The sequence below is a fragment of the Halomonas sp. A29 genome, assembly GCF_046723295.1.
GTDB lineage: Bacteria > Pseudomonadota > Gammaproteobacteria > Pseudomonadales > Halomonadaceae > Halomonas.
Genome location: NZ_JAXQPR010000008.1, coordinates 113,954 through 138,376, shown reverse-complemented (window position 1 = coordinate 138,376; position 24,423 = coordinate 113,954). Strand labels below are relative to the sequence as shown.

Below are 24,423 nucleotides of genomic sequence, written 5' to 3'. Positions count from 1 at the left end.
CGCAGTCAGCATGGTGCGGCTCCTATGTTTTGTATATTGAATAGTTTTTAACTTGTGTTTTACTTTATAAATGAAACCGAGCATCAAGCAGCTGCGTGCCTTCGTTGCCGTGGCACAATCGAGCAGCCTGGCCGAAGCCAGCGAGCGCATACATCTCTCCCAGCCGGCGATCTCCATCACCCTGCGCAAGCTGGAGGAGACGGTTGGCGGAGCACTGTTCTCGCGCACCACGCGCCAGCTCAGCCTGACCCCCGAGGGCGAAGCCTTCCTGCCTGTGGCGGTACGCCTGCTCAACGACTGGTCCGAAGCCTTCGAGGACCTCGAGGAACGCTTCTCCAAGCAGCGCGGCAAGGTCACCGTGGCCGCCCTGCCCACCCTGGCGGCGGGGCTGCTGCCGGGCATCATCGCCACCTTTCACGCCCGCTACCCGCGCATCAACCTGAGCCTGCACGACGTACTCGCCGAGCAGGTCAGCCAGATGGTGCGCGAGGGCCGCGCTGACCTGGGCCTGTCGGTGGCACCGCACGATACCGAGGAACTCACCTTCGAGCCGGTGCTGGTGGATCGCTACGTGGCGGTCTGCCCCATTGGGCATCCGCTGCTCGAACAGCAAAGCGTGAAGTGGGCGCAGCTGGCCGGTCATCCATTCATCGGCATCAACCGTCTCTCCAGCTCACGCCAGGACATCGACCGCATCATGGCCGAGGTGGGTGCGCCGTTGGAGATCCTCTGCGACGCCAGCCAGATCGCCACCGTGGGCCGTATGGTGGCCGCGGGGCTGGGCATCAGCGTGCTGCCGCGGCTCAGCTTTCGCCAGATCGCTACCGACGGCATCGACTACCGGCCATTGACGACACCCGACGTCGAGCGCCCGCTGGGCATCGTCATACGCCATCGCCATCCGCTCTCGGCTGCTGCTGCGGCGCTACGTATGCTGATTCAGGAGGCAACTTTGGATTCAAGCCGCTAGCCCCGTTATAGGCGCTATGCTGGAAATGAACCTTGACCCAGCCCAGGAGCAGCACGTGGCCGAACCCAATAGCGTGATCGCCTTTTATGACGAACGAGTTTTATCTCACCAGCCTGATTCCGAGGCACCTTTCCTTCCGGGAAGAATGGACCAACGTGTGCGCGAGCTGCTCTCGGCACTCAAGGTTCCCTGGGTCTATCCGGAGCATGCCGGACGACTGACCGCCATCCATCACTTGCTGGAACTCGAACCGGTACCCGGCGTTGCCTTCGAAACGGGAAAGGCAGCTACCCGCGAGCAGCTGGGGCGGGTCCATACCAGCTCCTATCTGGATCACGTCTACGACCTGCGCGGCCAGAACGCCTGGCTCGACGTCGATACCACCGCCGTTTCTCCCGGGAGCGTCGAGGCGGCAGAAGTGGCCGCCGGCACCACCATCGCCGCAGTGGAAGCCGTCATCGAGGGGCGAACCCAGAGCGCCTTCGCCCTGGTGCGGCCACCTGGACATCACGCCGAGCCCGTCCGTGCCCGTGGCTTCTGCCTGTTCAACAACGTGGCGGTGGCAGCGGCCCATGCCAGGGCCGAGCTTGGCTGCGAGCGCGTATTGATCGTCGACTGGGACGCCCATCACGCCAACGGCACCCAGGACATCTTCTGGGCCGACCCCGACGTGATGCTCTTCGATATCCACCGTGCCTCACCCTTCTATCCCGGCACCGGTCATCTCGAGGATGTCGGGGTGGGCCTCGGGGAAGGCACCACCGTCAATGTGCCCATGCCGGCAGGAGCCGGCGACCAGGCTTACCTCAAGGCCTTCGAGGAGATACTGGTCCCCGCAGCGAACTGGTTCCAGCCGGACCTGATTCTGGTCTCGGCCGGCTTCGATCCCCACCCGTTCGACCTTGCACTCAATGTCTCCTACGAAGGCTTTGCCATCATGACGCGCATGCTACAGACATTGGCCCAAAAGCACTGCGATGGTCGGTTGGTCTTCGTGCTGGAAGGCGGCTATCACCTGCTCTCACTGTCTCGTGGCGTGAGAACGGTACTGGCAGTATTGGCCGGCGAAGAGGCCCCCACGCCTGGGCTCGTCGGCGTGGCCGAAGCCAAGGCGGCAGCCGCCTTCCACCGCCAAGCTTTCATCTTCGAGGATCCCGGCTCGCCAAAGCAATAGGCGCGCACGGCTGCGTTTCCTGGCGCCAACAGACTGCGAATCCTCACTGCGGAGGCTATCCTTCGCCATGGAGATTATTCCAATGCCCGACGGAGGGAAGTCCATGAATGACGGAATGAATGCACGCGGTAGCTGCCTGTGCGGAGCAGTGAAGGTTGCCGTGGCCGTAAGCAAGCAGAACGTCGGCGCCTGCCACTGCGACATGTGCCGTACCTGGGGCGGCGGCCCGTTGCTGGCGTTGGAGTCGGTCAGTGACGTCGAGATCGAAGGCGAAGAGAACATCACGGTCTACACCTCTTCCGAGTGGGCCGAACGGGGCTTTTGCCGGCGCTGCGGCACCCACCTTTTCTACCGTCTCAAGACCGGCAAACACTATGCCATTCCGGTAGGCCTGGTAGACGGCGGCGAGGCATGGAGCTTCGACTCCCAGATCTTTATCGACCAGAAACCGGCGTTTTACCGCTTCGCCAACGAGACCAGCAACATGACCGGTCAAGAAGTCTTCGACGCCTATCAGGGCACCTGACCAAGGCTACACTCGGCAACGCAACCGGTTGCCGAATTGCACTACAGTGTTCCCACCAACGACATGATCAGGAGCTGCCAATGCCCATTTCCGTAGGCGACAAGATCCCCGACGTGAAGATCAAGACCATCGGCCCCGATGGTCCCGAAGACATCTCCACCAGCGAGATTTTCACCGGCAAGCGCGTGGTACTGTTCGGCGTGCCTGGCGCCTTCACGCCCGGCTGCTCGAATACTCATATGCCCGGTTTCGTGATCAAGGCCGACAAGGTGCTGGAGAAGGTCGACACCCTGGCCTGCATGGCGGTCAACGACGCCTTCGTGATGCGCGCCTGGCAGAAGGACCAGAACGCCGAGGCGATCCTGATGCTGGCCGACGGCAACGCCGAACTGACCCACGCCCTCGGCATGGAGAAAGACGCCAGCGGCGCCTGCATGGGCGTGCGCAGCCTGCGCTTCGCGCTGATCGCCGAGGATGGCGTGGTCACCTATGTGGGCATCGACACCGAACGCGGCGTGGTCGACAAGAGCAGCGTCGATACCATCCTCGAACAACTTCCAAACTGATCCCTAAAGCTTCCTTCCCGTCTGCCGATAACTCAAGGTGAAAGCCGTTTCGGCGCAGTTCTCACCAGAATGGGGAGGAAGCTATGGACGACGAGGCGACACGCAATCCAGAGTTGTCGCAAGACCTGTCATCCACGCAAACCGTTATACCAACTACACAGCTTATCCTGGTCGATGACGATCCCCAGGCTACATCGCCACTGCCAGAATCGTTGCAACAAGAAGGCTATACCGTCCAAAGCTCGGACAACGTTCAGGCTGCCCTGGCATGCCTGGCCTCTGAGCCAGCGGATATGGTGTTATTCACGCAGATCGACTCCCTGCTTCGCTTCAAGGCGCTGGAGGACGAGAATCAAACGCTTCTTGGGCTCAATGCTCTGCTGGAGCAGCGTATCGAGGCCTGCCAGCAGGAGCTCACACAGACCGAGGCGATGCTGGAGACCACATACGATGAGCTCCTTCATCAGCACGTAAGCACCGCCCGCATGCTCTCCGACCTGATACATCAGCGCCTGCCACGCTCGCTACAGCCTAATGATCAGGTCGACGCGCTGCTGAGCGCCTTCTGCGAGACCTACGGCCTGGATGAAGCACTGCAGCAAGACCTACACCTGGCAGCCACGCTCTACAACCTGGGCAAGCTGACCTGGGACGACCACTTGATCTCCACCCCCTCCGAGCAGCTTTCCGCCCAAGAGCGAGTCACCTATCAGCACTATCCCATCATGGGCGAGAGCCTGGTGATAGCGCTGCATCGCCTGAAGGGAGTGGGCAGGATCATTCGCCACCACCGTGAGCGCTGGAACGGCAGCGGTTTTCCCGATCGGCTGGAGGGTGAAGCCATCCCCTATGGGGCGCGCCTGCTGGGTATCGCCGTGGATTTCATCGAGCTTCAGCGCGGCATGGTTCTACCACGCCAGGTGCCTCGCCCACAGGCATTGTCACTGCTGCGCAAGTTCGCCGGGCGCATCTATGATCCCGAACTCTGCCAGGCCTTCGTCAAGCTTTGCAGCGAGAAAACCCCCGAACTGCAAACCGGCGGCAAAGCGGTGCTGGCCCTGGAAACCCGCCAGGTAAAACCGGGCATGATCCTTGCCAAGGACATCCACTCCACCAGCGGCATGTTGCTGCTACATGAGGGCAAGCGGCTCAATCAGCATCTGCTGAACAAACTCATGAACCTGGAAGAGGCCGAGGGCACGCGCTTCACGATTCTGGTTTACCGCCCAGGAGATGCAGAAGCGACACCTGAGTAAAGGCGCAGAGGGCGCATGAGCAGTGCGGCCTAGCCGCTACTCTTCCTTGCGCCCTCCCAGCACCTCAATTTCATCGCCCAGCACGTCGTTGATGTAGAGCGCCTGCACCGCCACCACGGCGACTACCGCCAGCGGCGTGGAGAGAATCACGCCCGCCACACCGGCCACGGCCGCCCCGGCCAGTTGAACGACCACGGTATAGGCGGGCGGCAGGCGCACCATGCCCTTCGCCGCCAGCGGCATCACCAGGTTGGACTCCAGCGTTTCCACCACGAAGTAGAGCACGACGGCGTAGAGCGCGAGTTCGGGCGACTCGAGCAACGCGATCAGCACGGTGGGAATGGCGCCAATAATCGGCCCCAAGTAGGGAATGAAGGTGAATAGCCCCGCAATCAGACCCAAGGCACCGGCCATGGGCACGCCGAGAAAGGCCAAGCCGATACCGATACAGAGCCCGACGAATGCCATCGACACCAGCCGGCTGAGCAGCCACAGGCGCAGCGCGCGGCCCTGCATGCACAGTACCTGCTGCATGCGTTCCCGGTGGGCAGGCGGACACAGCATTACCATGTTGCTGACGTACTTCGCCGGGCTCAGTACCAGGTAGAAGCCTATCAGCAGGATCAGGAAGAAACTGGCGATGGCGCCGAAGGTAGTGGAGAAAAAGCCAGTGAATCGGTCGATGAGTGGCTGACCGAGCAACTGAGCCGGCTCCTCTACTTCGTTCAGCGCAGTTTCGATGCCTGGCAGATCGCGCATCAAGGCGAGAAGCTGTTGAAACGCTTGGGGCAGCTGTTGCAACAGCTGCGGGATCTGCTCTGCCATGCGCGGCCCCACCAGCGCCCACAGTCCGAACGACAGCAGGCCGATAAGTGCCAGCGCGAGCGACAACGCCCACTGACGTGACAACGGCAAGTAGCACTGGCACAGACGCACCGCGCCATCGATCGACACGGCAACCAGAACGCCGGCAAACACCAGCAGAAGCACATCGAGAAGCTGAGCGGCGAAATAGAGCAGTATCGCGACCAGGCTGGCGAGCCCGATAAAGATCATTGCCCGCCTGGTGAACCTCGAGATCGTCTCAACGCCGCCTTCCTTGACGCCGCTCTTCTTGGCGCCACCCTCCTTGTTGTCGGCCATGTCGGCTCCCTGCCTGGCTAGATTCAAGCGGCGCCATTCCGGGCGCCATGCAGCTTTAGCCTAGCAGGTTCACTCGAGCAGCAGCACGAGCACCAGGAGCGCCAGCAGCGCGGCAACGCCCTTCCAGAACAGCACGGGGTCGCGTTCGATCAGCGGCGGGCGTGCCTTCTTGAGGAAGGCGGGGCCGGGCTGGCGCAGCTCGTGGACGAACTCCGAGAGCGCCTCGAAGCGCCGCTCGGGTTGGGGGTGCAGCGCCTTCTTGAGCACCTCGTCGAGCCATGGCGGCAAATCGCGATTGGTGGCAAGCGCCGGGCGATACGCCAGCCGCCGCTGCGCCGCGCGAGTGCGCGCCTTGGCGACCTCGGTGCCGTAGGGCAGCGCCCCGGTGAGCAATTGGTAGGCGATCACCGCCAGCGAGAACATGTCCGAACGCGGTGTCGCCGGCTCACCGAGAAAGCACTCCGGTGCGGTATAGCCCGCCGTGCCCAGCAGTTCGTTGCCCTGCCCCGGCCGGCTTTCCGCTATCCCGCCCACGCGCACCGAACCGAAGTCGATGAGCGTGACGGTGCCCGCCGCATCGATCATCACGTTGTTGGGACGCAGGTCCTGATGCACCATCTCCAGGCGGTGGAAGGCCCGTAGCCCGCGGGCGATCTGCTCGACGATGCCACGCACCGTCTCCAGCTCGGGGCGCGGGTTGTCGCGCATCCACTGGGCCAGGGTGCGCCCCTCCAGATACTGCGTGACGTTGTAGAGATAGCTTCGACGACGCTGCAACCGGTGCGCCTTCACCACGTGGGGGTTGTCGATGCGCCGGGCGACCCACTCCTCCATCAGGAAGCGCTCCACGTGGGCCGGATCCTCCCGCAGTTCGGTTGCCAGTGCCTTGATCAATACGCGTTCCGAGGTGTCGAGGTCTACCGCGAGGAAAGCGTGACTGCGATGGCTGGCGTGCACACGGCGCTCGATGCGGTAGCCGTCGAAGAGCATGCGCGGTTCGATCTGGGGCGGGAACGGCAGCGCTGCCACGCCCGAACCCAGCTCGCCGGCCTCCCCCAGCGGCGCTTCTTCCACCCTGACGACCTGCACCGTGAGATTGTCATCGCTACCCGCATCGAAGGCTGCCTGCACCAGGGCGCGGGCAGCGGCATCCAGGTCCGCCGCGTGCTCGGTGAGGATCTGGTGCATACGCGCCTCGCTCAGGTGTTCGTAGACGCCATCGGTCATCAGCAGGAACAGATCGCCGGCCGCGATGGGCAGCGCCTGGTAGTCGATCTCGAGCTGTTCGCTGACGCCCATCGCCCGGCTGAGACAGCTCTTGTCCGCCGAGAGCCAGGCCCGATGCTCATGGGTCAGCGGCTCCAGGCCACCACTCACCGACCGGTAGAGCCGCGCATCGCCGACGTGAAAGACATGGGCCGTGGCGGACTTGAGCACCAGCGCGGTGAAGGTGCAGACATAGCCGCGATCCTTGTCCCAGCGAAACTCGCTGCGCCGGGTCTGGCCATGCAGCCAGGAGTTGGTCGCCATCAGCACCCGCTGCGCGGACTTCTTCACCGTCCAGCTCTCGGCCGTGCAGTAGTAGTCCTCGATGAAGCCCTTCACCGCCGCTTCGCTGGCGACCTGGCTCACGCTGCTGGTACTGATGCCATCGGCCAGCGCCACCACGATGCCCTTCGCCGAAAGCTGCGGCTCATGCGGCACGTAGGCACCGTGGAAGTCCTGGTTGACCGGCTTGCGCCCCGGTTCCGAACACTGGCCCAGGGCAACGCGCAGGCGGCTCGTCACGCTCGTCCCTCGTTGGGCAAGCACGCGCTGGGTAAACACAACGCCTCGCTCAGATGTCACGCAGCGGTGCGGTACGCACGTGGGTGGCGTACAGCGTCAGGCCGGTCAGCGAGATACCCCCGACCAGGTTGCCGACGACCACCGGGATCTCGTTCCAGATCATGTAGTCCATGATCGAGAAATCGCCGCCCAGCATCAGCGCCGAGGGGAACAGGAACATGTTGACGATGGAGTGCTCGAAGCCCATGTAGAAGAACAGCATGATCGGCATCCACATGGCGATCACCTTGCCGCCCACGGTGGTCGAGATCATCGCCCCGACCACGCCGAGGGAAACCATCCAGTTGCACAACACACCGCGGATGAACACTGTCAGCATGCCCGCGGCGCCGAACTCTTTGTAGCCCAGGGTACGATCCTTGCCCACCTCGGATATCGCCACGCCCACCTCATCCGGCGGCGTGGAGAAGCCATAGGTGAAGACGATCGCCATGAGGAAAGCCACCGTCAGCGCCCCGAGCAGATTGCCGGTGAAGACCACCCCCCAGTGCTTGAGGATTCGATTGATGGTCACCCCCGGCCGCTTATCGAGCCAGGCCAAGGGCGTAAGTACGAACACCCCGGTCAGTAGGTCGAAGCCCATCAGGTAGAGCATGCAGAAGCCCACCGGGAACAGGGCGGCGCCCAGGATGGCCGAGCCGGTCTGCACGGTGATGGTGACGGCGAACACGGCGGCCAGGGCCAGGATGGCGCCGGCCATGAAGGAGCGCAGCAGCGCATCCCGCGTGGCCATGTAGAGCTTGGACTCGCCGGCATCCACCATCTTGGTCGCGAATTCGGAAGGGAGCAGATAGGACATGGCTTTCAATGTCTCGCAAAGTGGTCGTGGCTGGCGTACGAACGCAAAGGCGCCTGGAGCCGAAAGCCGGCTCCAGGCGCCTTTGCCTGTGTTCGTCACTGGTTTCTTACTGCGATTCGTTGCTGTGTCAGGGACCGCTCAGGCAGGACGTCGATCGTCGTTGACCTGATACCTGCGGACACGAACGGCCCATGCCTGATAACAAGCACGTTGCATGCCAGTTTGGCACCCAAGTATTCAGGAAAATTAGAATCAGGCGTGATAGTGGCGACTTGCCAGCGTTCAGCGCAGTCCGGTTGGGCGAGTTCGGCGACGCGGCTTGCCTCGCGTCAGCAAGCCGAGCGTTCATGACGGTGCAAGGCGGGTGCCGCTCGCCCGCCTTTGGTGCAGCGGGCGGGCCAGCGGATGAGTGGGTTCAGCGTACCAGCGGCTCGGCAGCAGGCTGCGCCGCGGCCGGGCTGGTCGCGACCATGCGCACCACGCTGCCGACCACGATCAGGCACGGCGAGGGCAGCGGCTTGGCGGCGAGCTGTTCCGGCATGTCGGCCAGGGTACCCACAAGCGAGGCCTGCTCGGGCAGGCTGGCATTGGCCACCAGCATGATCGGCCAGTCGTCGGGCAGCCCCGCACGGCGTAGCCCGGTGCAGATGGCATCGACCTTGGTCAGGCCCATGTAGAAGATCAGCGTCTCGTCCTGGCGCGCCAGCTCGGCCCAGTCGGGCTCGCCATCCTTGCGGCACAGCTGCGCGGTGATGAAGCGCAGCTGCTGGGCGTGGGCGCGGTCGGTCAGCGGAATGCCCATGCCGGCCGCGGCCGCCGAGGCGGCGGTGATGCCCGGCACGATCTCGGCTTGTACCCCGGCCTCGGCCAGCGCGGCCAGTTCCTCACCCATGCGCCCGAACACGCCGGGGTCGCCGCCCTTGAGGCGCACCACCGACTTGCCTTGCCCAGCCAGCTTCACCAGCAGCGCGCCGATCTCGGCTTGGGGCACGCTGTGATGGCCACGCTCCTTACCCACGTAGTAACGCTCGTGGCCGGCAGGAATCAGCGCCAGCACGTCGTCACCCACCAGGCGGTCGTAGACCACCGCGTCGGCCTGCTGCAGCAGCCGTGCGGCCTTGAGCGTCAGCAGCTCCACATCGCCGCTGCCCGCCCCCACCAGGTAGACACGGCCGGCATGGCAGTCGCCGTCCAGGGTCACGGTGGGTGCGACAGCGCGAGTGGAGCGGCCGAACGGCGAGCGCACGATATGCCCCAGGCCGTGCAGCCTCGAAAAAGCCGCCTGCCCCAGCACTTTCGATAGCTGCGCCTTCGATAGCTGTGCCTTACGGAACAGCTCAGGCGACAGCAGTGACTTCAATTGGCTCAGCGCTCGCATGGGCCCTCTCCTCTTCGATAAGCGATTTCAGCTCGGGAATGCAGCTTCCGCACTGGGTACCGCAAGCCAGCCTGGCGCCCAGCGCTTCGACGCTGTCGTCGCCTTCGCGTATGGCCCCTAGGATAGCGCGTTGACCCACTTGATGGCAGCTACAGACCACCGGCCCCTGGTTGGCGGCGCCGTCGTCGCAGCCAGCCAACAGGCGGCGACGATGCGGCGGCTCCAGGCCCTCGCCTTTGGTAGCCTCACCGAAGCGCGCGGCCAGCCAGGCGAGGTTCGGTAGCTCCCTGGGCGGCCCCGACATGAACCACCAGCGCAGACGGCCGGCAGCATCGACCCCGGCGGCGCGCAGGCGGCCGCTGGCGGGGTCGGTGCACCACAGCGTGGGGGCCACTGGCAGCTCGGCTTCCAGCCAGGCCAGCCAGTCGCGCTCCGCCGCTTCTGGCTCACCGCCGGCCAGCTGCCAGCGCTGGCAGTCACCCAAGGGAATGCGCGCCCAGTAGCGGCTCTCGTCGCACCAGGCCGCCTGCGCCACGCCCAGGTCGTCGGCCACCAGCAGCGTGGCCTCCCAGCCCACCCGCAACGGCTCCAGCGCCACTGCGCCGTGCTTTGATTCCGGCTGGCCGGAAATCGGGTCGAGGTGCGGCTCGAGCAGCGCCCCCATGCCCGCCGTGGCGCTGAAATGGCGGCTCCAGTGCATCGGCACGAACACCTCGCCGCGGCGCTGACCGCGCGACACCCGCACCCGGCCGATATAGCTGCCGCCCGCCCCCTCCAGCCGGGCCAGCGTATGCTCTGCCACGCCCAGCTCGGCGGCATCTTCCGGGGCGATCTCGATGAACGGCTCGGCGCGGTGGTTCATCAGCCGCGGCGCCCGCCCGGTACGGGTCATGGTGTGCCACTGATCGCGAATGCGCCCGGTATTGAGCCGCAGCGGCCGGGCGTCGTCCAGCGCCTGGGCCGGTGGGCGCGGGCGCACCGGCAGCATGCGGGCACGACCGTCCGGCGTGGCGAATCGGCCGTCGATGAACAGCCGGGCGGTGCCATGGGGGGCGCCGGCATTCACCGGCCACTGGATCGGCGCCAGGGCGTCGTAGGCGGCCCGGTCGAGCCCGGCCAGGCCGGAAATATCGAACAGCCGGCGGCCCTCGCCAGGGCCTTCTCCGTTCTCGAAGCCGGAGAGCCTGGCGTGCTCGTCGAAGATCTCGCTCGGGTGGGCGTAGTCGAAGGCCTCGCCGAAGCCCAGCCGCTTGGCCACCTCGCAGACGATCCACCAGTCGTGGCGCGCCTCCCCCGGCGGCGGCAGGAGGCCGCGCTGTCGCGATATGCGCCGTTCCGAGTTGGTCACGGTGCCATCCTTCTCCGACCAGCTCGAGGCCGGCAGCACGATATCGGCATAGGCCAGCAGGTCGGCGTCGGCCATGCACTCGGAGACGATCACCAGCGGGCACTTCTCGAGTGCCGCACGCACCCGGTCGGCCCGCGGCAGGCTCACAGCCGGGTTGGTGGCCATGATCCACAGCGCCTGCACTTCGCCGCGCTCGATCGCCTCGAACAGCGCCACCGCCTTGTGCCCGGGGCCGTCGGGCAGGCACGGCACCAACCGCCCGGTAGCCCAGAAGCGCGTGACGCGATCCCGCGCGCCGGGAGTGTCGTAGTCCATATGGGCGGCGAGCTGGTTGGCAAGCCCCCCCACCTCGCGCCCACCCATGGCGTTGGGCTGGCCGGTGATCGAGAACGGTCCCGCGCCGGGCAGGCCGATCTTGCCGCCCGCCAGGTGGCAGTTGATGATGGCATTGCCCTTGTCGGTGCCGCTGGAGGACTGGTTCACGCCCTGGGAGAACAGCGTGACCACGTGCAGGTGGCTGGCGAACCAGTAGAAGAAGGTTTCCAGGCGCTCGGAATCGACGTCGCAGTCCGCGGCAATGGCCTCCACGCTGGCATCCTGCTCCCGCGCCGCGGCGAGTGCTTCCTCGAAGCCCTGGGTATGGGCTTCCAGGTAGACCCGGTCGAGCTTGTTGCGCTTGGCCATCCACGCCAGCAGCCCGGTGAACAGGCGGGCGTCGCTACCCGGCTTCAGTCCCAGATAGAGGTCGGCGATCTCGCAGGTATCGGTGACCCGTGGGTCGATCACCACCACCCGCAGCAGCGGGTTGCGCTGCTTGGCCACCTTCAGGCGCTGGTAGAGCACCGGATGGTTCCAGGCCAGGTTGGAACCCACCAGCACCACCAGCTCGGCCTCTTCCAGGTCCTCGTAGCTGCACGGCACGGCATCGGCGCCGAAGGCACGCTTGTGGGCGGCCACCGCCGAGGCCATGCACAGCCGCGAATTGGTATCCAGGTGCGGCGTGCCGAGAAAGCCCTTGAACAGCTTGTTGGCGACGTAATAGTCCTCGGTCAGCAGCTGCCCGGAAAGGTAAGCGGCGACCGCCTGGCGGCCACGGGTGGCCTGCACCGCCGTGAGCCGTTCGGCCACCGTGGCCAGCGCTGTTTCCCAGTCGACCTCGACGCCGTCGACGCGGGGCTGGGACAAGCGGCCATGGCTGCCCAGCGTCTCGTGCAGGGCCGAGCCCTTCACGCACAGCCGTCCGAAGTTGGCCGGGTGCTCCGGGTCGCCCTGCACGTCGACGATCTCGCCGTTTTCGACGCTGGCCAGCACGCCACAGCCGACGCCGCAGTATGGGCAAGTGGTTCGGGCCTCACGCATGGCGAATCTCCTGTCTTGACGCGAAACGACAACGCCCGCCAACGGCCGTCCCCACAAGGGGGTGGCGGTTGGCGGGCGTCGTTGCCGCTCGGGGCGCTGAACATTGCGCCCCATTGAATTTACCTGATTCATATCAAGCAGAAAGCATGCCATGTGGCGAATAATCGGCGCGTTTCAGCCAGATGCATTTTCCTCCGTTGCACCTCAGGCGTCCTCATTATGCGGCAGCGCACCATGCACCGGCACGGCCGACGGCTGAATGCACCAGACTGGTGCTGGAGAGGCGATTTCCATGCTGCGCCGCATCAATCACACTCGCGGCAGGCACTTGCCGCAGGGTGGAAGTCGCCTGGGAAGCCGCAATTGGAATGCTTCTTGCTAGAAAGTTGGTAGACGCCTTAGCCAGGAATGAGCGACGCCACCATGCCATCCCCCTTGAACATATTGCTGGTTGACGACGAGGTGGTACGTGCCGCCATGGTCGAGGAGGCATTGATGGCCGAAGGGCACCGGGTCATCTGCCGGCTCTCGAGCCCGGCCAGCCTCAACGAGATGGTCGAGCGCCACCAGCCCGACGTGGTGATCATCGACATGGAGAGCCCCGACCGCGACACCCTCGAGAGCATGGCCCTGCTCAACCGCGAGAACCCGCGCCCGGTGGTGTTCTTTGCCGACCAGCACGACTCCGACATGCTGCAGGCCGCGCTCAAGGCCGGCGTCAGCGCCTATGTGGTGGACGGCCTGGTCCCCGAGCGGGTCGAAGCCATCGTCGAGGTGGCCATCGCCCGCTTCGACGCCTTCCAGAGCATGCGCCAGGAGCTCGACAAGGCGCGCAACCAACTGACCGAGCGCAAGCGCATCGAGCGGGCCAAGGGCCTGCTGATGAAGCACCAGGACTGCGACGAGGAGCAGGCCTACCGCATGCTGCGCAAGCTGGCCATGGACCGCGGCCAACGCATCGCCGAAGTGGCAGACAACGTCATCGACATTCTCGACCGCTTGAACCCGATTTCGCCCCCAGGGCGAGCCGCCGACAAACGGGGATCCCGCTCATGAGCCGCCCGCAACACCACGCCACCTCGCCGGAACTCGAGCGCATCACCCTCGGGTTCGTCCCACTGATCGATGCCGCCCTGCTGATCGTCGCCCGCGAACGGGGCTGCTTTGCCGCCCAGGGGCTCGACGTCAGCCTGTCGCGGGAGAACGCCTGGGCCACCCTGCGCGACAAGGTCGCCGCCGGCCTGCTCGATGGCGCCCAGATGCTCGCCCCCATGCCGCTGGCCATGAGCATGGGGCTGGGCCGCGCGCCCTGCGATACCCTGGCCCCGCTGCTGCTCAGCCGCAACGGCAATACCGTGACGCTCTCCTCGCCGCTGAGCGAGGCCAGCGGTGCCGAACTCACCGACAGCCCTTCCGACAGCGCCCTGGCCCTGGGCGACTGGCTGCGCGGGCCGGGCAGCGGCAAGCGCCCACGCCTGGCCATGGTCTACCCCTACTCCTGCCAGCACTACCAGCTGCGCGAATGGCTCACCCTGGGCGACATCGCCCCCGACCGCGACGTGGAGCTGGTCGCCCTGCCACCGCCGCGCATGGTGGAAGCCCTGCGCGACGGGCAGATCGACGGCTTCTGTGCCGGCGAACCCTGGGGCACCCTGGCCCGCCACTGCGGCACGGGTCAACTGGTGGCTACCGGCGCCCAGCTGTGGCCCGATCACCCCGAAAAGGTCCTCGGCGTGACGCGCTCCTGGGCGCAGCGCTACCCGGCCACGCTGGCCGCCCTGCTGCGTGCCCTGCGCGATGCCAGCAAATGGCTTTCCACCTCGCCCGAAAATCGCCGCCAGGCGCTCGGCTGGCTCGCCCTGCCGCCTTATCTGGATCGCTCGGTGCGCCACCTGGAATCGCTCGACCTCGATGCTGCGCCGATCCATCAGCAGCTCTACGGCAACGACATGCTGCGCCCCACCCCGCAGGCAGCGCTGCATTTCGCCGCGCCCATCGTCAGGCAGCTGGAAGAAGCGGGTGGACGCTTCGATCCGGCACTGCTGGCGGCATGCTACAGCCCTGTGCATTTCGATGCCGCAACGCACCAGTGATGTGCATGGCCGGCGGGAGCACGCACTCACGCCGGCCACTCTCTCCATTCCAAGCCACTGTACGCTAAGTAAAATTTTCTCCCTTTCGGCATTCTGGCCGGGTTCTTGAAACTCATGGAGTAAACGGCGGCCAATGACGGTCGCCCGACATTGAACGCGACAACGACGTCTCTGCGCTTCCCGATTCGATTCCAGATCGATAGGGGTCGCGCCGAGGCGTCGTTGCGTTTTAGCCCCGTCATTACTGCAAGCGCATCGAGAGGAGCTGTCAGCCATGGGTCAGCGACATCCCGCAACGACATCCAGCGAGCACCTGGTCATCGTCGGCAACGGCATGGCCGGCCATCGCCTGGTCGAAGCGCTCGTCGCCCGGCCGGAGCGACCCGCTCGCATCACCGTGATCGGCGCCGAAACGACACCGGCCTACAACCGCATCCTGCTCTCCCCCCTGCTGGCCGGCGAGATGGAGCGCGAGGCACTCACCCTGCGCGACGCCGAGTGGTACGCCGAACAAGGCATCGAGCTGGTGCTGGGTGAGCGCGTGGAGAACATCGACCGCAGCGCGCGGCGCCTGACTACCGATGCCGGCCGCGAACTGGGCTACGACCGACTGGTGCTGGCCACCGGCTCAAATCCGGCCCGCCCGCCGGTGCCGGGGCTGGAGCTACCGGGCGTTCACGTCTTCCGCGACCTGGACGACGCCGACACCCTGGCGAATGCAGCCGAACAAGGCAGCAATGCCGTGGTGATCGGCGGCGGCCTGCTCGGCCTGGAAGCCGCCGAAGGCCTGCGCAAGCGTGGCATGCAGGTGAGCCTGCTGCAGCGCGACGACCGCCTGATGAACCGCCAGCTCGACCTCACCGCCGCGCGCCTGCTCGAGAAGGAGCTGCGTGGCCGCGGCCTGGATATTCATATCGATGCCCAGCTCGAACGGTTGGAAGCCGGCGCCGACGGCCAGGTGTGCGCCGCGCATTTGGCCGACGGCACCCGGCTCGCCGCCGACTGCGTGGTCGTGGCCATCGGCATCGTGCCCAACACGGCGCTTGCCCGCAGCGTCGGGCTCGACGTCAACCGCGGCGTGGTCGTCGACGAGTGGCTGACCACCTCCGACCCCGCGATCCACGCCCTGGGTGAGTGCTGCGAGCATCAAGGCAACCTCTACGGCCTGGTCGAACCGATCTGGCGTCAGGTCGAGGTACTTGCCGATTGTCTCTGTGGCAAGCCCGGCACCGGTTACGTCGAAGCACCCACTGCCACCAAGCTCAAGGTCAGCGGCGTCTCGCTCTACGCCTTCGGCCCTACCGATCCCGAAGCCGACCATGAAGTGCTCAGCTATCGCGACCCCCAGCAGGGCGACTACCGCCGCCTGCTGCTGCGCGACGGCCGCCTGGAAGGCGCCGTGCTCTACGGCGACACCGCCTCCGGCCCCTGGTACTTCGAGCAGGCCTTGGCGAGCCGCGACCTGGCCGCTTGCCGCTCGGCCCTGCTGCTCGGCGCCGCCGATGCCCAACTCCTGCTCGACGATGCACTGAACGAATCACCGCAAAGCCCCGCGAAGGAGGCCGCATGAACACGCCCGCTAAACCGCAACTGATCGTTATCGGCAACGGCATGGTCGGCCACCACCTGGTCGAGCAACTGGTCGAACAGGGCGCCACGCAGCGCTATGAAGTCACCGTGTTCGGCGAGGAGCGCCACCTGGCTTACGACCGGGTGCACCTCTCCGAGTACTTCAGCGGTCGCGACGCCGCCTCGCTGGCACTCTCCACCGCCGAGTACTACGCCGAGCACGGCATCGAGCTGCGCCTGCACGAGGCGGTCACCGAGATCGACCGCGACAAGGGCGAAGTGGTGACGCCACAGGGCCGCTACGCCTACGACCGCCTGGTGCTGGCCACCGGTTCCTACCCCTTCGTGCCGCCGATTCCCGGCAACGAGCGCGAAGGCTGCCTGGTCTACCGCACCCTGGAAGACCTCGACGCCATCCGCGAAGCCGCCGAGACCGCCACCACCGGCGTGGTGGTGGGCGGCGGCCTGCTCGGCCTGGAAGCCGCCAACGCCCTGCGCGGGCTCAACCTCGACACCGCCGTGGTGGAATTCGCCCCGCGCCTGATGCCGATGCAGGTCGACAGCGAAGGCGGCGAACTGCTGCGCGAGAAGATCGAGGCGCTCGGCGTCCAGGTACTCACCGGGCGCGCCACCCAGGAGATCGTCGACGGCGAGGCCAGCCGCCACCGCATGGTGTTCCAGGACGGCAAGGTGCTGGAGACCGACCTCATCGTCTTCTCCGCCGGCATTCGCCCCCGCGACGAACTGGCCCGCGACTGCGGCCTGGAGATCGGCGAGCGCGGCGGCGTGGTGATCGACGACAACTGCCTGACCAGCGACCCGGCGATTCTCGCCGTTGGCGAGGTCGCGCTGTGGAACAACAGCATCTTCGGCCTGGTGGCCCCCGGCTACCAGATGGCCAAGGCCGCCGCCTCCACGCTGTTGGAAGGTGGTACCACCTTTGCCGGCGCCGACATGAGCACCAAGCTCAAGCTGATGGGTGTCGACGTGGGCTCCATCGGCGATGCCCACGGCGACCGCACTCCCGGCGCGCGGCAGTACCGCTTCCTTGACCCCATCAAGCAGCAGTACCGCAAGCTGGTGGTCTCCAGCGACGGCAAGCGCGTGGTGGGCGCCATGCTGGTGGGCGACAACAGCTACTACGACACCCTGCACCAGTACTACGCCAACCGCATCGACCTGCCCGAGGACCCGGCCGCGCTGATCCTGCCCGCCGGTGGCGAAGCCGCCCCCGCCCTGGGGCCGGACGCCCTGCCGGAAACGGCAATGATCTGTTCGTGCCACAACGTCACCAAGGGCGACGTGTGCGCCTCGATCGACGCCGGCGCCGTGGACCTCGGCGCGGTGAAGGGCGCGACCAAGGCCAGCACCGGCTGCGGCGGCTGTGCCGCCCTGCTCAAGAACCTGGTGGATCACGAACTCGAGAGCCGCGGCGTGGAGGTCGACAAGTCGATCTGCGAGCACTTCCACTACACCCGCCAGGAGCTCTACGACATCGTGCGGGTGGAGAGCATCAAGACCTTCAGCGAACTGATGGAAAAGCATGGTTCCAAGGTGGGTCACGGTCTCGGATGCGATATCTGCAAGCCGGCGGTGGCCTCGATACTCGCGTCCTGCTTCAACGAGCCGATCACCGACGCAGCCCACATCCCGCTGCAGGACACCAACGACACCTTCATGGCCAACATGCAGAAGAACGGCACCTACTCCGTCGTTCCCCGCGTGCCGGGCGGCGAGATCACCCCCGACAAGCTGGTGGTGCTGGGCCAGGTGGCGCAGAAGTACGAGCTCTACACCAAGGTGACCGGCGGCCAGCGCATCGACCTGTTCGGCGCCCGCCTGGAAGACCTGCCGGCGATCTGGGGCGAGCTGATCGAAGCCGGCTTCGAGACCGGCCACGCCTACGGCAAGTCGCTGCGCACGGTGAAATCCTGCGTGGGCAGCACCTGGTGCCGCTACGGCGTGCAGGACAGCGTGGGCATGGCGATCCAGTTGGAGCACCGCTACAAGGGCCTGCGCGCGCCGCACAAGATCAAGTTCGGCGTTTCCGGCTGCACCCGTGAGTGCGCCGAAGCCCAGAGCAAGGACATCGGCGTGATCGCCACCGAGAACGGATGGAACTTGTACGTGTGCGGCAATGGCGGCATGCGCCCGCGCCACGCCGAACTGTTCGCCACCGACCTCGACGACGAACAGCTCTACCGCATCATCGACCGCTTCCTGATGTTCTACATCCGCACCGCCGACCGCCTGCAGCGCACCTCGGTATGGCGCGAGAACCTGGAAGGCGGCCTGGACTACCTCAAGCAGGTGATCCTCGAGGACAGCCTCGGCATCGGCGAAGAACTCGACCGGCAAATGCAGGCCGTGATCGATACCTACGAGTGCGAATGGGCCAACGCCATCAGCGACCCGGAGAAGCTCAAGCGCTTCCGCAGCTTCGTCAACGACGCGCGCCCGGACCCGGACATTATCTATACCACCGAGCGCGGCCAGCTCCGCCCGGCTTAAAGGAAATGGCTGTGCGTGCGAATCGCTCGCCGATTTCCCGATACCATTGCTAGGAATCATCTTATGACAATCGCCAACGCAGCAGCCAAGACCATGACCCAAACCTGGCAAACCCTCTGCACCCGCGCCGACCTGGTGCCCTTCTCCGGCGTCGCCGCCTGGGTGGAAACCCCCGTAGGCCCCGCCCAAGTGGCAGTCTTCTACCTTCCCGGTCAGGCGCAGGAACTCTACGCACTCGACCACCACGACCCCTTCTCCAACGCCAACGTCATCGCCCGCGGCATCGTCGGTGACCTCAAGGGCCAGCTCGTCGTCGCCTCGCCGATCTACAAGCAGCACTTCCGCCTGGAAGACGGCCAGTGCCTGGAAGACGACAGCGTGCAACTGCGCACCTGGAAGGTGAGCTTCAAGGGCGATGAGGTGTGGATCGAAGCGTGAGGGTTGAGGCCATAGAAAAGAAAAAGCCGCCGACGCTGGGGTAGCGTCGGCGGCTTTGGGTAAGCCCGTCCTTTTTTCTCAACCGCGAAAGGCGGCCTCGATCTTGGCGATGTCGATTTTCTGCATCGTCATCATGGCATCGAACGCCCGCTTGGCCGCGGCGCGGTCGGGGCTGGTGAAGGCTTTCGTCAGCGCGATCGGCGTAATCTGCCAAGAGATGCCCCACTTGTCCTTGCACCACCCGCATTCGCTCTCCTGGCCGCCATTGCCGACGATGGCATTCCAGTAGCGATCCGTCTCCTCCTGGTCCTCAGTCGCCACCTGAAACGAGAACGCCTCGCTGTGCTTGAACATAGGCCCGCCGTTCAGCCCGAGGCACGCCACGCCCAGCACGGTGAACTCGACCGTCAAGACGCTCCCCTCCTGGCCCGAGGGGTAATCCCCAGGGGCCCGGTGCACCGCATCGAGCGACGAATCGGGGAAGGTCTCGGCATAAAATCGCGCGGCTTCCTCAGCGCCGCCGTCGTACCAAAGGCAGATCGTGTTCTTTGCCATGTTCTTCATGATCGGCTCCCTTCTGTCGGTGATTGCTGTGAGTAGCAATCTAACGTCGAACGGAGCTGACCGAAATCGACAGGGGGTGGTTAACGCCCGCAGCATGCGCGGCTTTGGAATGGAGCGAAGCCGCAATGGAAAAGACGTCGCCATGCCTGCGATTGTTAGCACAGCAGATCACTTGAACCAACGCTCGTATAATAAAGAATGGCAACGTGAGGCGATGCAGCCAAAATACCATACAATAGCCGAATACCCACCCAAGAGCAGCCATAGCCCAATTGCCAGCGGAGGGAGACCATGCTCATTTGTCGCTTTCACCATATCTGGGACGACTGTCGACAGCATAAGCCCCCAATAACCCGCGATAAGAAATGATGCTGAACCTATGATCGCGAGGATTCCCGAATTTAACTCAGATAATTTTTTTTCTTTTCGCCGAGTGATTATTTGAGCAAGCTTGTCCAACTGCGCCATTACCTTTCCTTTCTGATACCGTAGCCGCGCCCGGCCTTGTAAGAAGTTAACTCCAGTTTCATGCGTGACGTTCACCTACATATGGTACGACTTTCCATTCTTCATCTTCGTTTTTGCGTGAATAAACTTCTCGGTCGGTGCCCTCTGAGTTCGGAATGCTAATACATTGCTCCGCGTCATCGTCGCTGCATATCACCGGCTGGTGTTGAGCTGAAGACCCTGCATATTTATTGTTCTTCACGTTATCCCAGATTTGGCTTATTTCTTCTTGGGTATGTTTCATTGATGTAGCTCCTTGAGTGCTAACGCCCGGCTTTGCGGCGTGCCGGAGCGCAGCGTAGGAACGTCCGACAACAGCCGATTGTTAGATTTCTCACTGCTCGTTGAGGCGGATTCGATCCAGTATGAAATCAGCCATTTGCTCGGGACTGAATCTATTCATGTCAATGTACCCATCGTGTGCAAATACTCCTGGGATTTCCGCATCATCTGACCGAATGAACATAACTGCATGATCACTCTTATTGTTGATGATCCCCCGAATCGCGCGCCACTCAATACCGCACCACATTTTCCTTTCGTAGTCTCCTGAAAGGAAAACCACGATCAAATCTGAGTTCTTGAGGTAGACAGTTTGAAGTAGACTATCGAGATTGGGGCGCGCAAGTTGCGCCGTAAAGTCATCGTCGTAGAAGATGCTTCCCGCTGGCAGCGAGCTTTTCAATCTATTTACAATGGACAGAACGGATTCTCGAACTTCGCCCGGGAATGAAAATGCGACCTTAAACCTCAGCTCTTCCAGCTTACCTGTTCGTCCCACGGGGTTGATGAATTTCCGATCAATTAACCCGGCTGAATGTAACCGACCAAACAAATCTTCATCTTTTACAGCCCAGTGAGTACGATTCATTTCCCATTCGCCTATATCCAGCAGGTTGCGAATTGGTGCTATGTCTGAAAATGGAATTGGGGAAATATCACTCTCAAACTCATATTCGATCATAATCGAACGACTTCTTTCCTTGAGAGAGCGAATGTATCCGACTCGTACTGGTTCACTCTTACCTTCATAAGCAAATAGGCAAGGGAACGATTTTAGCAACTCAATGTGCTCAGCGGTGAGAACCTTAAATAGAGTTCTTTCTTTGTCATTAGTATGCTCAAGAAATCTATCTCTTGTGTACTCATAGGCTGGAAGATCCCATGCGCCATCATGGGCAGTAACTAAAAGGTTGTACATTACTCATGACCCCCTTGAGAAATCTAACGCCCCGCTAAACGGCGAGCGTTAGCGAGTCCGGTGGAGGCCACGCCTTTTGTGGCCGGAACGAATTTGAGCGGCTTGTTATAAGGCATTTTGGCACTCGCTGTGAATTTTCCCGCACAAAGAGGAAGCCTCTTCGTACTGGATGCCTATTATTTCAGGCACTACTGCCCTGGAAACAGCGCTCGCACCATGTAATAGTTCTCGAAGGCTTCCAAGACATGCAGTCAAAGTGCGTTTCTCATCGGTACTCAATGAGGCCGGCCACTTCTTTACAACCTCTATCAGGTCGGACTTTTCGAGACCAAACAATGTGGGGCATTCAAAATCCCACTTATCAATCCAATATTGGATCGACTTGAGCAAGGCTTCCTTTTCTATGGCAGTGAAATTCATCATGACTTATAACACCCAAGTTCAGCGGACGCGCCAGCGCTAGCTGGTGCGTTCCGCTGGAACGCGCAGTTAGGCTTCAACGCGCGTGTCGGCATGCTGGTATGCACGGTTCCAACACCACCAGGTAAAGACCGCGGGTGCTCCACCAGCCAAGGCGTAGCGCAGCAAATACACCCCGCTCTGATTGAGTAACACACCGAACATACTGCCTGCGGCTAGCCCAACGGCAAGCGCAACCCACCAGTGAGCCACCTTGAGACGATGTGCAATCAAGAGGGCAGGTATACCGATAATAAGCAGTCCCTGCATCGAAAAAACGTACACAGCAAAGGCCATAACCAGTACCTGAGCCGTGTCGAAGCTGCCGGAGTCACTCGAGATGGGCGACATCCATACTAAAGCCGAAATCAGAGGGCCCAGAAAGAGGGCGGTGAGCATCCACCTAACTTTGCGCTTATGCATAAGGGCCTAACGCCAGCCATCAGTTGCGCGACGTCAGGAGCGTCAACTGCATGGCCTTGTTGGGCATATCATGCCCCTCCGAAGAGCCCGATAGCGGGCGTCCAAGCGCGCGCTATCAAAATAGCCCCTAAACCCAGGACAAATCCATAGCGGTGAATTTTGTACTTCGTTCCCGCACCCTTATCAATTCGCTCAATCTGGCCTCTAGCAGTACTCAGTTTGGAATCTAAACGCCTCAGGACTTCCTCAATATATATATTCTCTCCTGTCCCTCGTACTGTCACATGCTGAGTACCCTGCAACTGTGCGTCATGAAGTTGGCGTTGCTGCTGTTCAATTTCTTGCTGTACATCAAAAAGGTGGTAAATCTGCGGAGTCCATTCAAGGCGAGACGCCAATGTTAGAGCGGAGATAAAAAGGAGCGCCCAACCCAGCAGTTCAAGCGAATCTGAAACCGCAGAAACACCAAACGTCGCGGTCTGGATTGCTAGCCCGAGCAACGTAAATGTTAGACCCAGTATGTAGAACTGGAACTTCTCCTGAATTCGCTGCCCTACATCCGCATTTGATTCAGCCACACGGCCTCCTACTTATTCTGCCCAACGATTAAGCTAAGGGGCCGGCTTTAGCCGGTCCCGGCGAACGAAGTGAGCGATTTGAGCGCATTGTTAGCAGCCTACACTATTTTTGTAGTCGTCTTACTTGTCGGGCGACGATGGAGTAGTGCTTTGGGAACCGATTTTTCGAGGCGGCCAATAGGGCATTGGAAAACTCTACAAACGACCAAAGGCAGAGCATGATTGGTGCGAAATAATAGATGAGGAATTTGCTTTTTGCTGCGGGAGTGTCCGCGCTGGTATATGGCTGTAGTAGAACTGTTATTGCAAACCCTAGAATGAGCGCAGCTAGATAGAGAACGCATGCGCTTAGGGTTCTTTCCGCGGAGTAAAGGCTTCTGAATCGCTGTGATGGTGAGTCGATTGCTCTTGCTCTATTATACATTAGGCCGCTAAATGCAATTAGAATTGCTAAAGGCGAAAGCACGATTAGACCTAAATTTTGAAATTTTAAGTTTTGGGCGTGATGCTCTAACACAGCAAACAGGGTTGTACTACTTATCAAAAATAAAAAGTAAATTATAAGTCTGCGAGTAATGCGGCCCGCAGTGTTGCTCAGTTTTATTAATCTTTCTTTAAATTTCATACGCAGAATTCTTGAGTTGGCTGCTAACGTTTGGTTAAGGGGCGGGCTTTAGCCCGTCCCAGTGAGCGCAGCGAACGGTTTGAACCAATTGTTATACGTTACTCTTTTACATAAACGGCTAAATACGTTGTTGTTCCTTTACCAATACCTAGACACCCAGGCTGAGAAACTTGAAAGACGGAATGAAATTTAAACCCTTCAGATGCCTTTGACTCAAAACGCTTTTCGAGTGTTTTGATAGCTTTGTCAGAAAACTCTGCGCCAATAGATTCAACTTTATATTGCATAATTCAAGCTCCATGCTTTACGTGTGATAGATCAATTCCGCCAGTACCAGGCTTGCATCTGGCAAGTCGGTGATATGTTAGTTTTATTCCACTTAGTAAGCCGTGCTGCCTAAACGCTAGCTCGCTGTAATGAGAGCAACTTGGATCAAATACACATCTGCACCGCATAGCGTTTGGTGCAAGTTTCCGATAGGTGCGCAACAAGATAACGGCTAGTTTTAAATGAGTTTCATCAGGCAAAGCAAGACTCGAAATCTCACTATCCATTACAGTTGTGCCAGTCAGCTTTCTCTCAACTGCAGGTCTTAGCTGTTCGTCGACGTTAAACTCAAATGTGTCCATGCATGCTCTGATGTATTTTCGTATAACAGATATTGGATAGCACGCTCGTTCATCATCTTGAACGCGCCGGCGCGTTCAACAATCTTATCTAGCCTGCTGCTGCGCACCTAACCCATTGATATCTCATTAGACTAAGAATAGCTAGGCAACCTATACAGAATTCGCGTTCTTGCGCATTTAGCCGGAATGGATATGCTGTATAAAAAACCAGAAAAAGGAATGCAAGGAGCAGCTTATGGACGCGCACAGGCGACCGCCGAAGCTGATGGACCGGGTGAAGGCTACCATGAGTGTGAAACGCGACAGCCCACGTACCGAGAAAACCTACTGCTACTGGATACGCTACTTCATTCGCTTCCATGACGTGCCTCATCCTGCCAGCATGGGAGGTTCCGAGGTACGCGCCTTCCTGGTACCTCGCTGTGGAACGCCAGGGGAAGCAACTGGAAAGAAGTGATT

At 62.0% G+C, this 24,423-nt stretch carries 24 protein-coding genes; 11 read left to right on the top strand and 13 right to left on the bottom strand.

Features of this window, described 5'->3' with window-relative positions; translation table 11 throughout:
- Positions 1-70: 70 nt before the first annotated feature.
- The 5 genes from SPH52_RS16760 to SPH52_RS16740 all read left to right on the top strand — a co-directional run bounded on the left by SPH52_RS16760 (position 71) and on the right by SPH52_RS16740 (position 4,492).
- Positions 71-970, top strand: a complete 900-nt coding sequence (locus SPH52_RS16760; RefSeq protein ID WP_411796190.1) for a LysR substrate-binding domain-containing protein — start codon at positions 71-73, stop codon at positions 968-970.
- Positions 971-1,115: 145 nt separating this feature from the next.
- Positions 1,116-2,144, top strand: a complete 1,029-nt coding sequence (locus SPH52_RS16755; RefSeq protein ID WP_411796189.1) for a histone deacetylase — start codon at positions 1,116-1,118, stop codon at positions 2,142-2,144.
- Positions 2,145-2,247: 103 nt separating this feature from the next.
- Complete coding sequence (locus tag SPH52_RS16750; protein ID WP_411796188.1) at positions 2,248-2,670, top strand: GFA family protein; 423 nt, start codon at positions 2,248-2,250, stop codon at positions 2,668-2,670.
- Positions 2,671-2,750: 80 nt separating this feature from the next.
- A complete protein-coding gene (locus SPH52_RS16745) occupies positions 2,751-3,236 on the top strand; it encodes a peroxiredoxin (RefSeq protein WP_411796187.1) in 486 nt (161 codons plus the stop codon).
- A gap of 293 nt (positions 3,237-3,529) precedes the next feature.
- Positions 3,530-4,492 (top strand): HD-GYP domain-containing protein, encoded by a 963-nt coding sequence (locus tag SPH52_RS16740; RefSeq protein WP_411796186.1) that lies wholly within the window; start codon positions 3,530-3,532, stop codon positions 4,490-4,492.
- A gap of 36 nt (positions 4,493-4,528) precedes the next feature.
- Here SPH52_RS16740 and SPH52_RS16735 read toward each other — a convergent pair whose 3' ends face one another.
- From SPH52_RS16735 to SPH52_RS16715, 5 genes are all read right to left on the bottom strand, one after another.
- Positions 4,529-5,635 carry an AI-2E family transporter gene (locus tag SPH52_RS16735; protein WP_411796185.1) on the bottom strand — a complete coding sequence of 369 codons (1,107 nt, stop codon included), beginning with the start codon at positions 5,633-5,635 and terminating at the stop codon, positions 4,529-4,531.
- Positions 5,636-5,704: 69 nt separating this feature from the next.
- The gene (locus tag SPH52_RS16730) at positions 5,705-7,423 is read right to left on the bottom strand and encodes a protein kinase domain-containing protein (protein WP_411796184.1); all 1,719 of its coding nucleotides are present in this window, start codon (positions 7,421-7,423) and stop codon (positions 5,705-5,707) included.
- Between the two features lie 49 nt (positions 7,424-7,472).
- Positions 7,473-8,282 carry a formate/nitrite transporter family protein gene (locus tag SPH52_RS16725; protein ID WP_411796183.1) on the bottom strand — a complete coding sequence of 270 codons (810 nt, stop codon included), beginning with the start codon at positions 8,280-8,282 and terminating at the stop codon, positions 7,473-7,475.
- Positions 8,283-8,697: 415 nt separating this feature from the next.
- Positions 8,698-9,660 carry a uroporphyrinogen-III C-methyltransferase gene (cobA, locus tag SPH52_RS16720; protein ID WP_411796182.1) on the bottom strand — a complete coding sequence of 321 codons (963 nt, stop codon included), beginning with the start codon at positions 9,658-9,660 and terminating at the stop codon, positions 8,698-8,700.
- Complete coding sequence (locus SPH52_RS16715) at positions 9,620-12,367, bottom strand: molybdopterin-dependent oxidoreductase (RefSeq protein WP_411796181.1); 2,748 nt, start codon at positions 12,365-12,367, stop codon at positions 9,620-9,622. Before SPH52_RS16715 ends, cobA begins: the two co-directional genes overlap by 41 nt.
- A gap of 423 nt (positions 12,368-12,790) precedes the next feature.
- On the opposite strand from SPH52_RS16715, the gene SPH52_RS16710 reads away from it, so the two are divergent.
- The 5 genes from SPH52_RS16710 (at position 12,791) to nirD (ending at position 18,978) form a co-directional block, all read left to right on the top strand.
- On the top strand, positions 12,791-13,423 hold the full coding sequence (locus tag SPH52_RS16710) for an ANTAR domain-containing response regulator (protein ID WP_411796180.1): 633 nt from the start codon (positions 12,791-12,793) through the stop codon (positions 13,421-13,423).
- A complete protein-coding gene (locus SPH52_RS16705; RefSeq protein WP_411796179.1) occupies positions 13,420-14,460 on the top strand; it encodes a CmpA/NrtA family ABC transporter substrate-binding protein in 1,041 nt (346 codons plus the stop codon). The genes SPH52_RS16710 and SPH52_RS16705 overlap by 4 nt, the downstream gene beginning before the upstream one ends.
- 274 nt (positions 14,461-14,734) lie before the next feature.
- Positions 14,735-16,030, top strand: coding sequence for an NAD(P)/FAD-dependent oxidoreductase (locus SPH52_RS16700; protein WP_411796178.1), 1,296 nt, complete (start codon positions 14,735-14,737; stop codon positions 16,028-16,030).
- Positions 16,027-18,540 (top strand): nitrite reductase large subunit NirB, encoded by a 2,514-nt coding sequence (nirB, locus tag SPH52_RS16695; protein WP_411796177.1) that lies wholly within the window; start codon positions 16,027-16,029, stop codon positions 18,538-18,540. The genes SPH52_RS16700 and nirB overlap by 4 nt, the downstream gene beginning before the upstream one ends.
- A gap of 63 nt (positions 18,541-18,603) precedes the next feature.
- Positions 18,604-18,978 carry a nitrite reductase small subunit NirD gene (gene nirD, locus SPH52_RS16690; protein ID WP_411796176.1) on the top strand — a complete coding sequence of 125 codons (375 nt, stop codon included), beginning with the start codon at positions 18,604-18,606 and terminating at the stop codon, positions 18,976-18,978.
- A 78-nt stretch (positions 18,979-19,056) separates the two neighbouring features.
- On the opposite strand, the gene SPH52_RS16685 is transcribed toward nirD, so the two are convergent.
- The 8 genes from SPH52_RS16685 to yidD all read right to left on the bottom strand — a co-directional run bounded on the left by SPH52_RS16685 (position 19,057) and on the right by yidD (position 23,889).
- Positions 19,057-19,542 (bottom strand): VOC family protein, encoded by a 486-nt coding sequence (locus SPH52_RS16685; RefSeq protein WP_411796175.1) that lies wholly within the window; start codon positions 19,540-19,542, stop codon positions 19,057-19,059.
- A 168-nt stretch (positions 19,543-19,710) separates the two neighbouring features.
- Positions 19,711-20,010, bottom strand: a complete 300-nt coding sequence (locus tag SPH52_RS16680; RefSeq protein WP_411796174.1) for a hypothetical protein — start codon at positions 20,008-20,010, stop codon at positions 19,711-19,713.
- A 58-nt stretch (positions 20,011-20,068) separates the two neighbouring features.
- Positions 20,069-20,293, bottom strand: coding sequence for a hypothetical protein (locus SPH52_RS16675; protein ID WP_411796173.1), 225 nt, complete (start codon positions 20,291-20,293; stop codon positions 20,069-20,071).
- Between the two features lie 90 nt (positions 20,294-20,383).
- Entirely contained in the window at positions 20,384-21,250 is an 867-nt protein-coding gene (locus SPH52_RS16670; protein ID WP_411796172.1) for a TIR domain-containing protein, read from the bottom strand.
- Positions 21,251-21,739: 489 nt separating this feature from the next.
- A complete protein-coding gene (locus SPH52_RS16665; protein WP_411796171.1) occupies positions 21,740-22,108 on the bottom strand; it encodes a hypothetical protein in 369 nt (122 codons plus the stop codon).
- A 92-nt stretch (positions 22,109-22,200) separates the two neighbouring features.
- A complete protein-coding gene (locus tag SPH52_RS16660; RefSeq protein ID WP_411796170.1) occupies positions 22,201-22,710 on the bottom strand; it encodes a hypothetical protein in 510 nt (169 codons plus the stop codon).
- A 723-nt stretch (positions 22,711-23,433) separates the two neighbouring features.
- Complete coding sequence (locus SPH52_RS16655) at positions 23,434-23,622, bottom strand: hypothetical protein (RefSeq protein WP_411796169.1); 189 nt, start codon at positions 23,620-23,622, stop codon at positions 23,434-23,436.
- Positions 23,623-23,625: 3 nt separating this feature from the next.
- Positions 23,626-23,889, bottom strand: a complete 264-nt coding sequence (gene yidD, locus SPH52_RS16650; RefSeq protein ID WP_411796329.1) for a membrane protein insertion efficiency factor YidD — start codon at positions 23,887-23,889, stop codon at positions 23,626-23,628.
- Positions 23,890-24,199: 310 nt separating this feature from the next.
- Between yidD and SPH52_RS16645 the strand changes: the two genes are divergently transcribed.
- Entirely contained in the window at positions 24,200-24,421 is a 222-nt protein-coding gene (locus tag SPH52_RS16645; RefSeq protein ID WP_411796168.1) for a site-specific integrase, read from the top strand.
- The last annotated feature ends 2 nt before the right edge of the window (positions 24,422-24,423 follow it).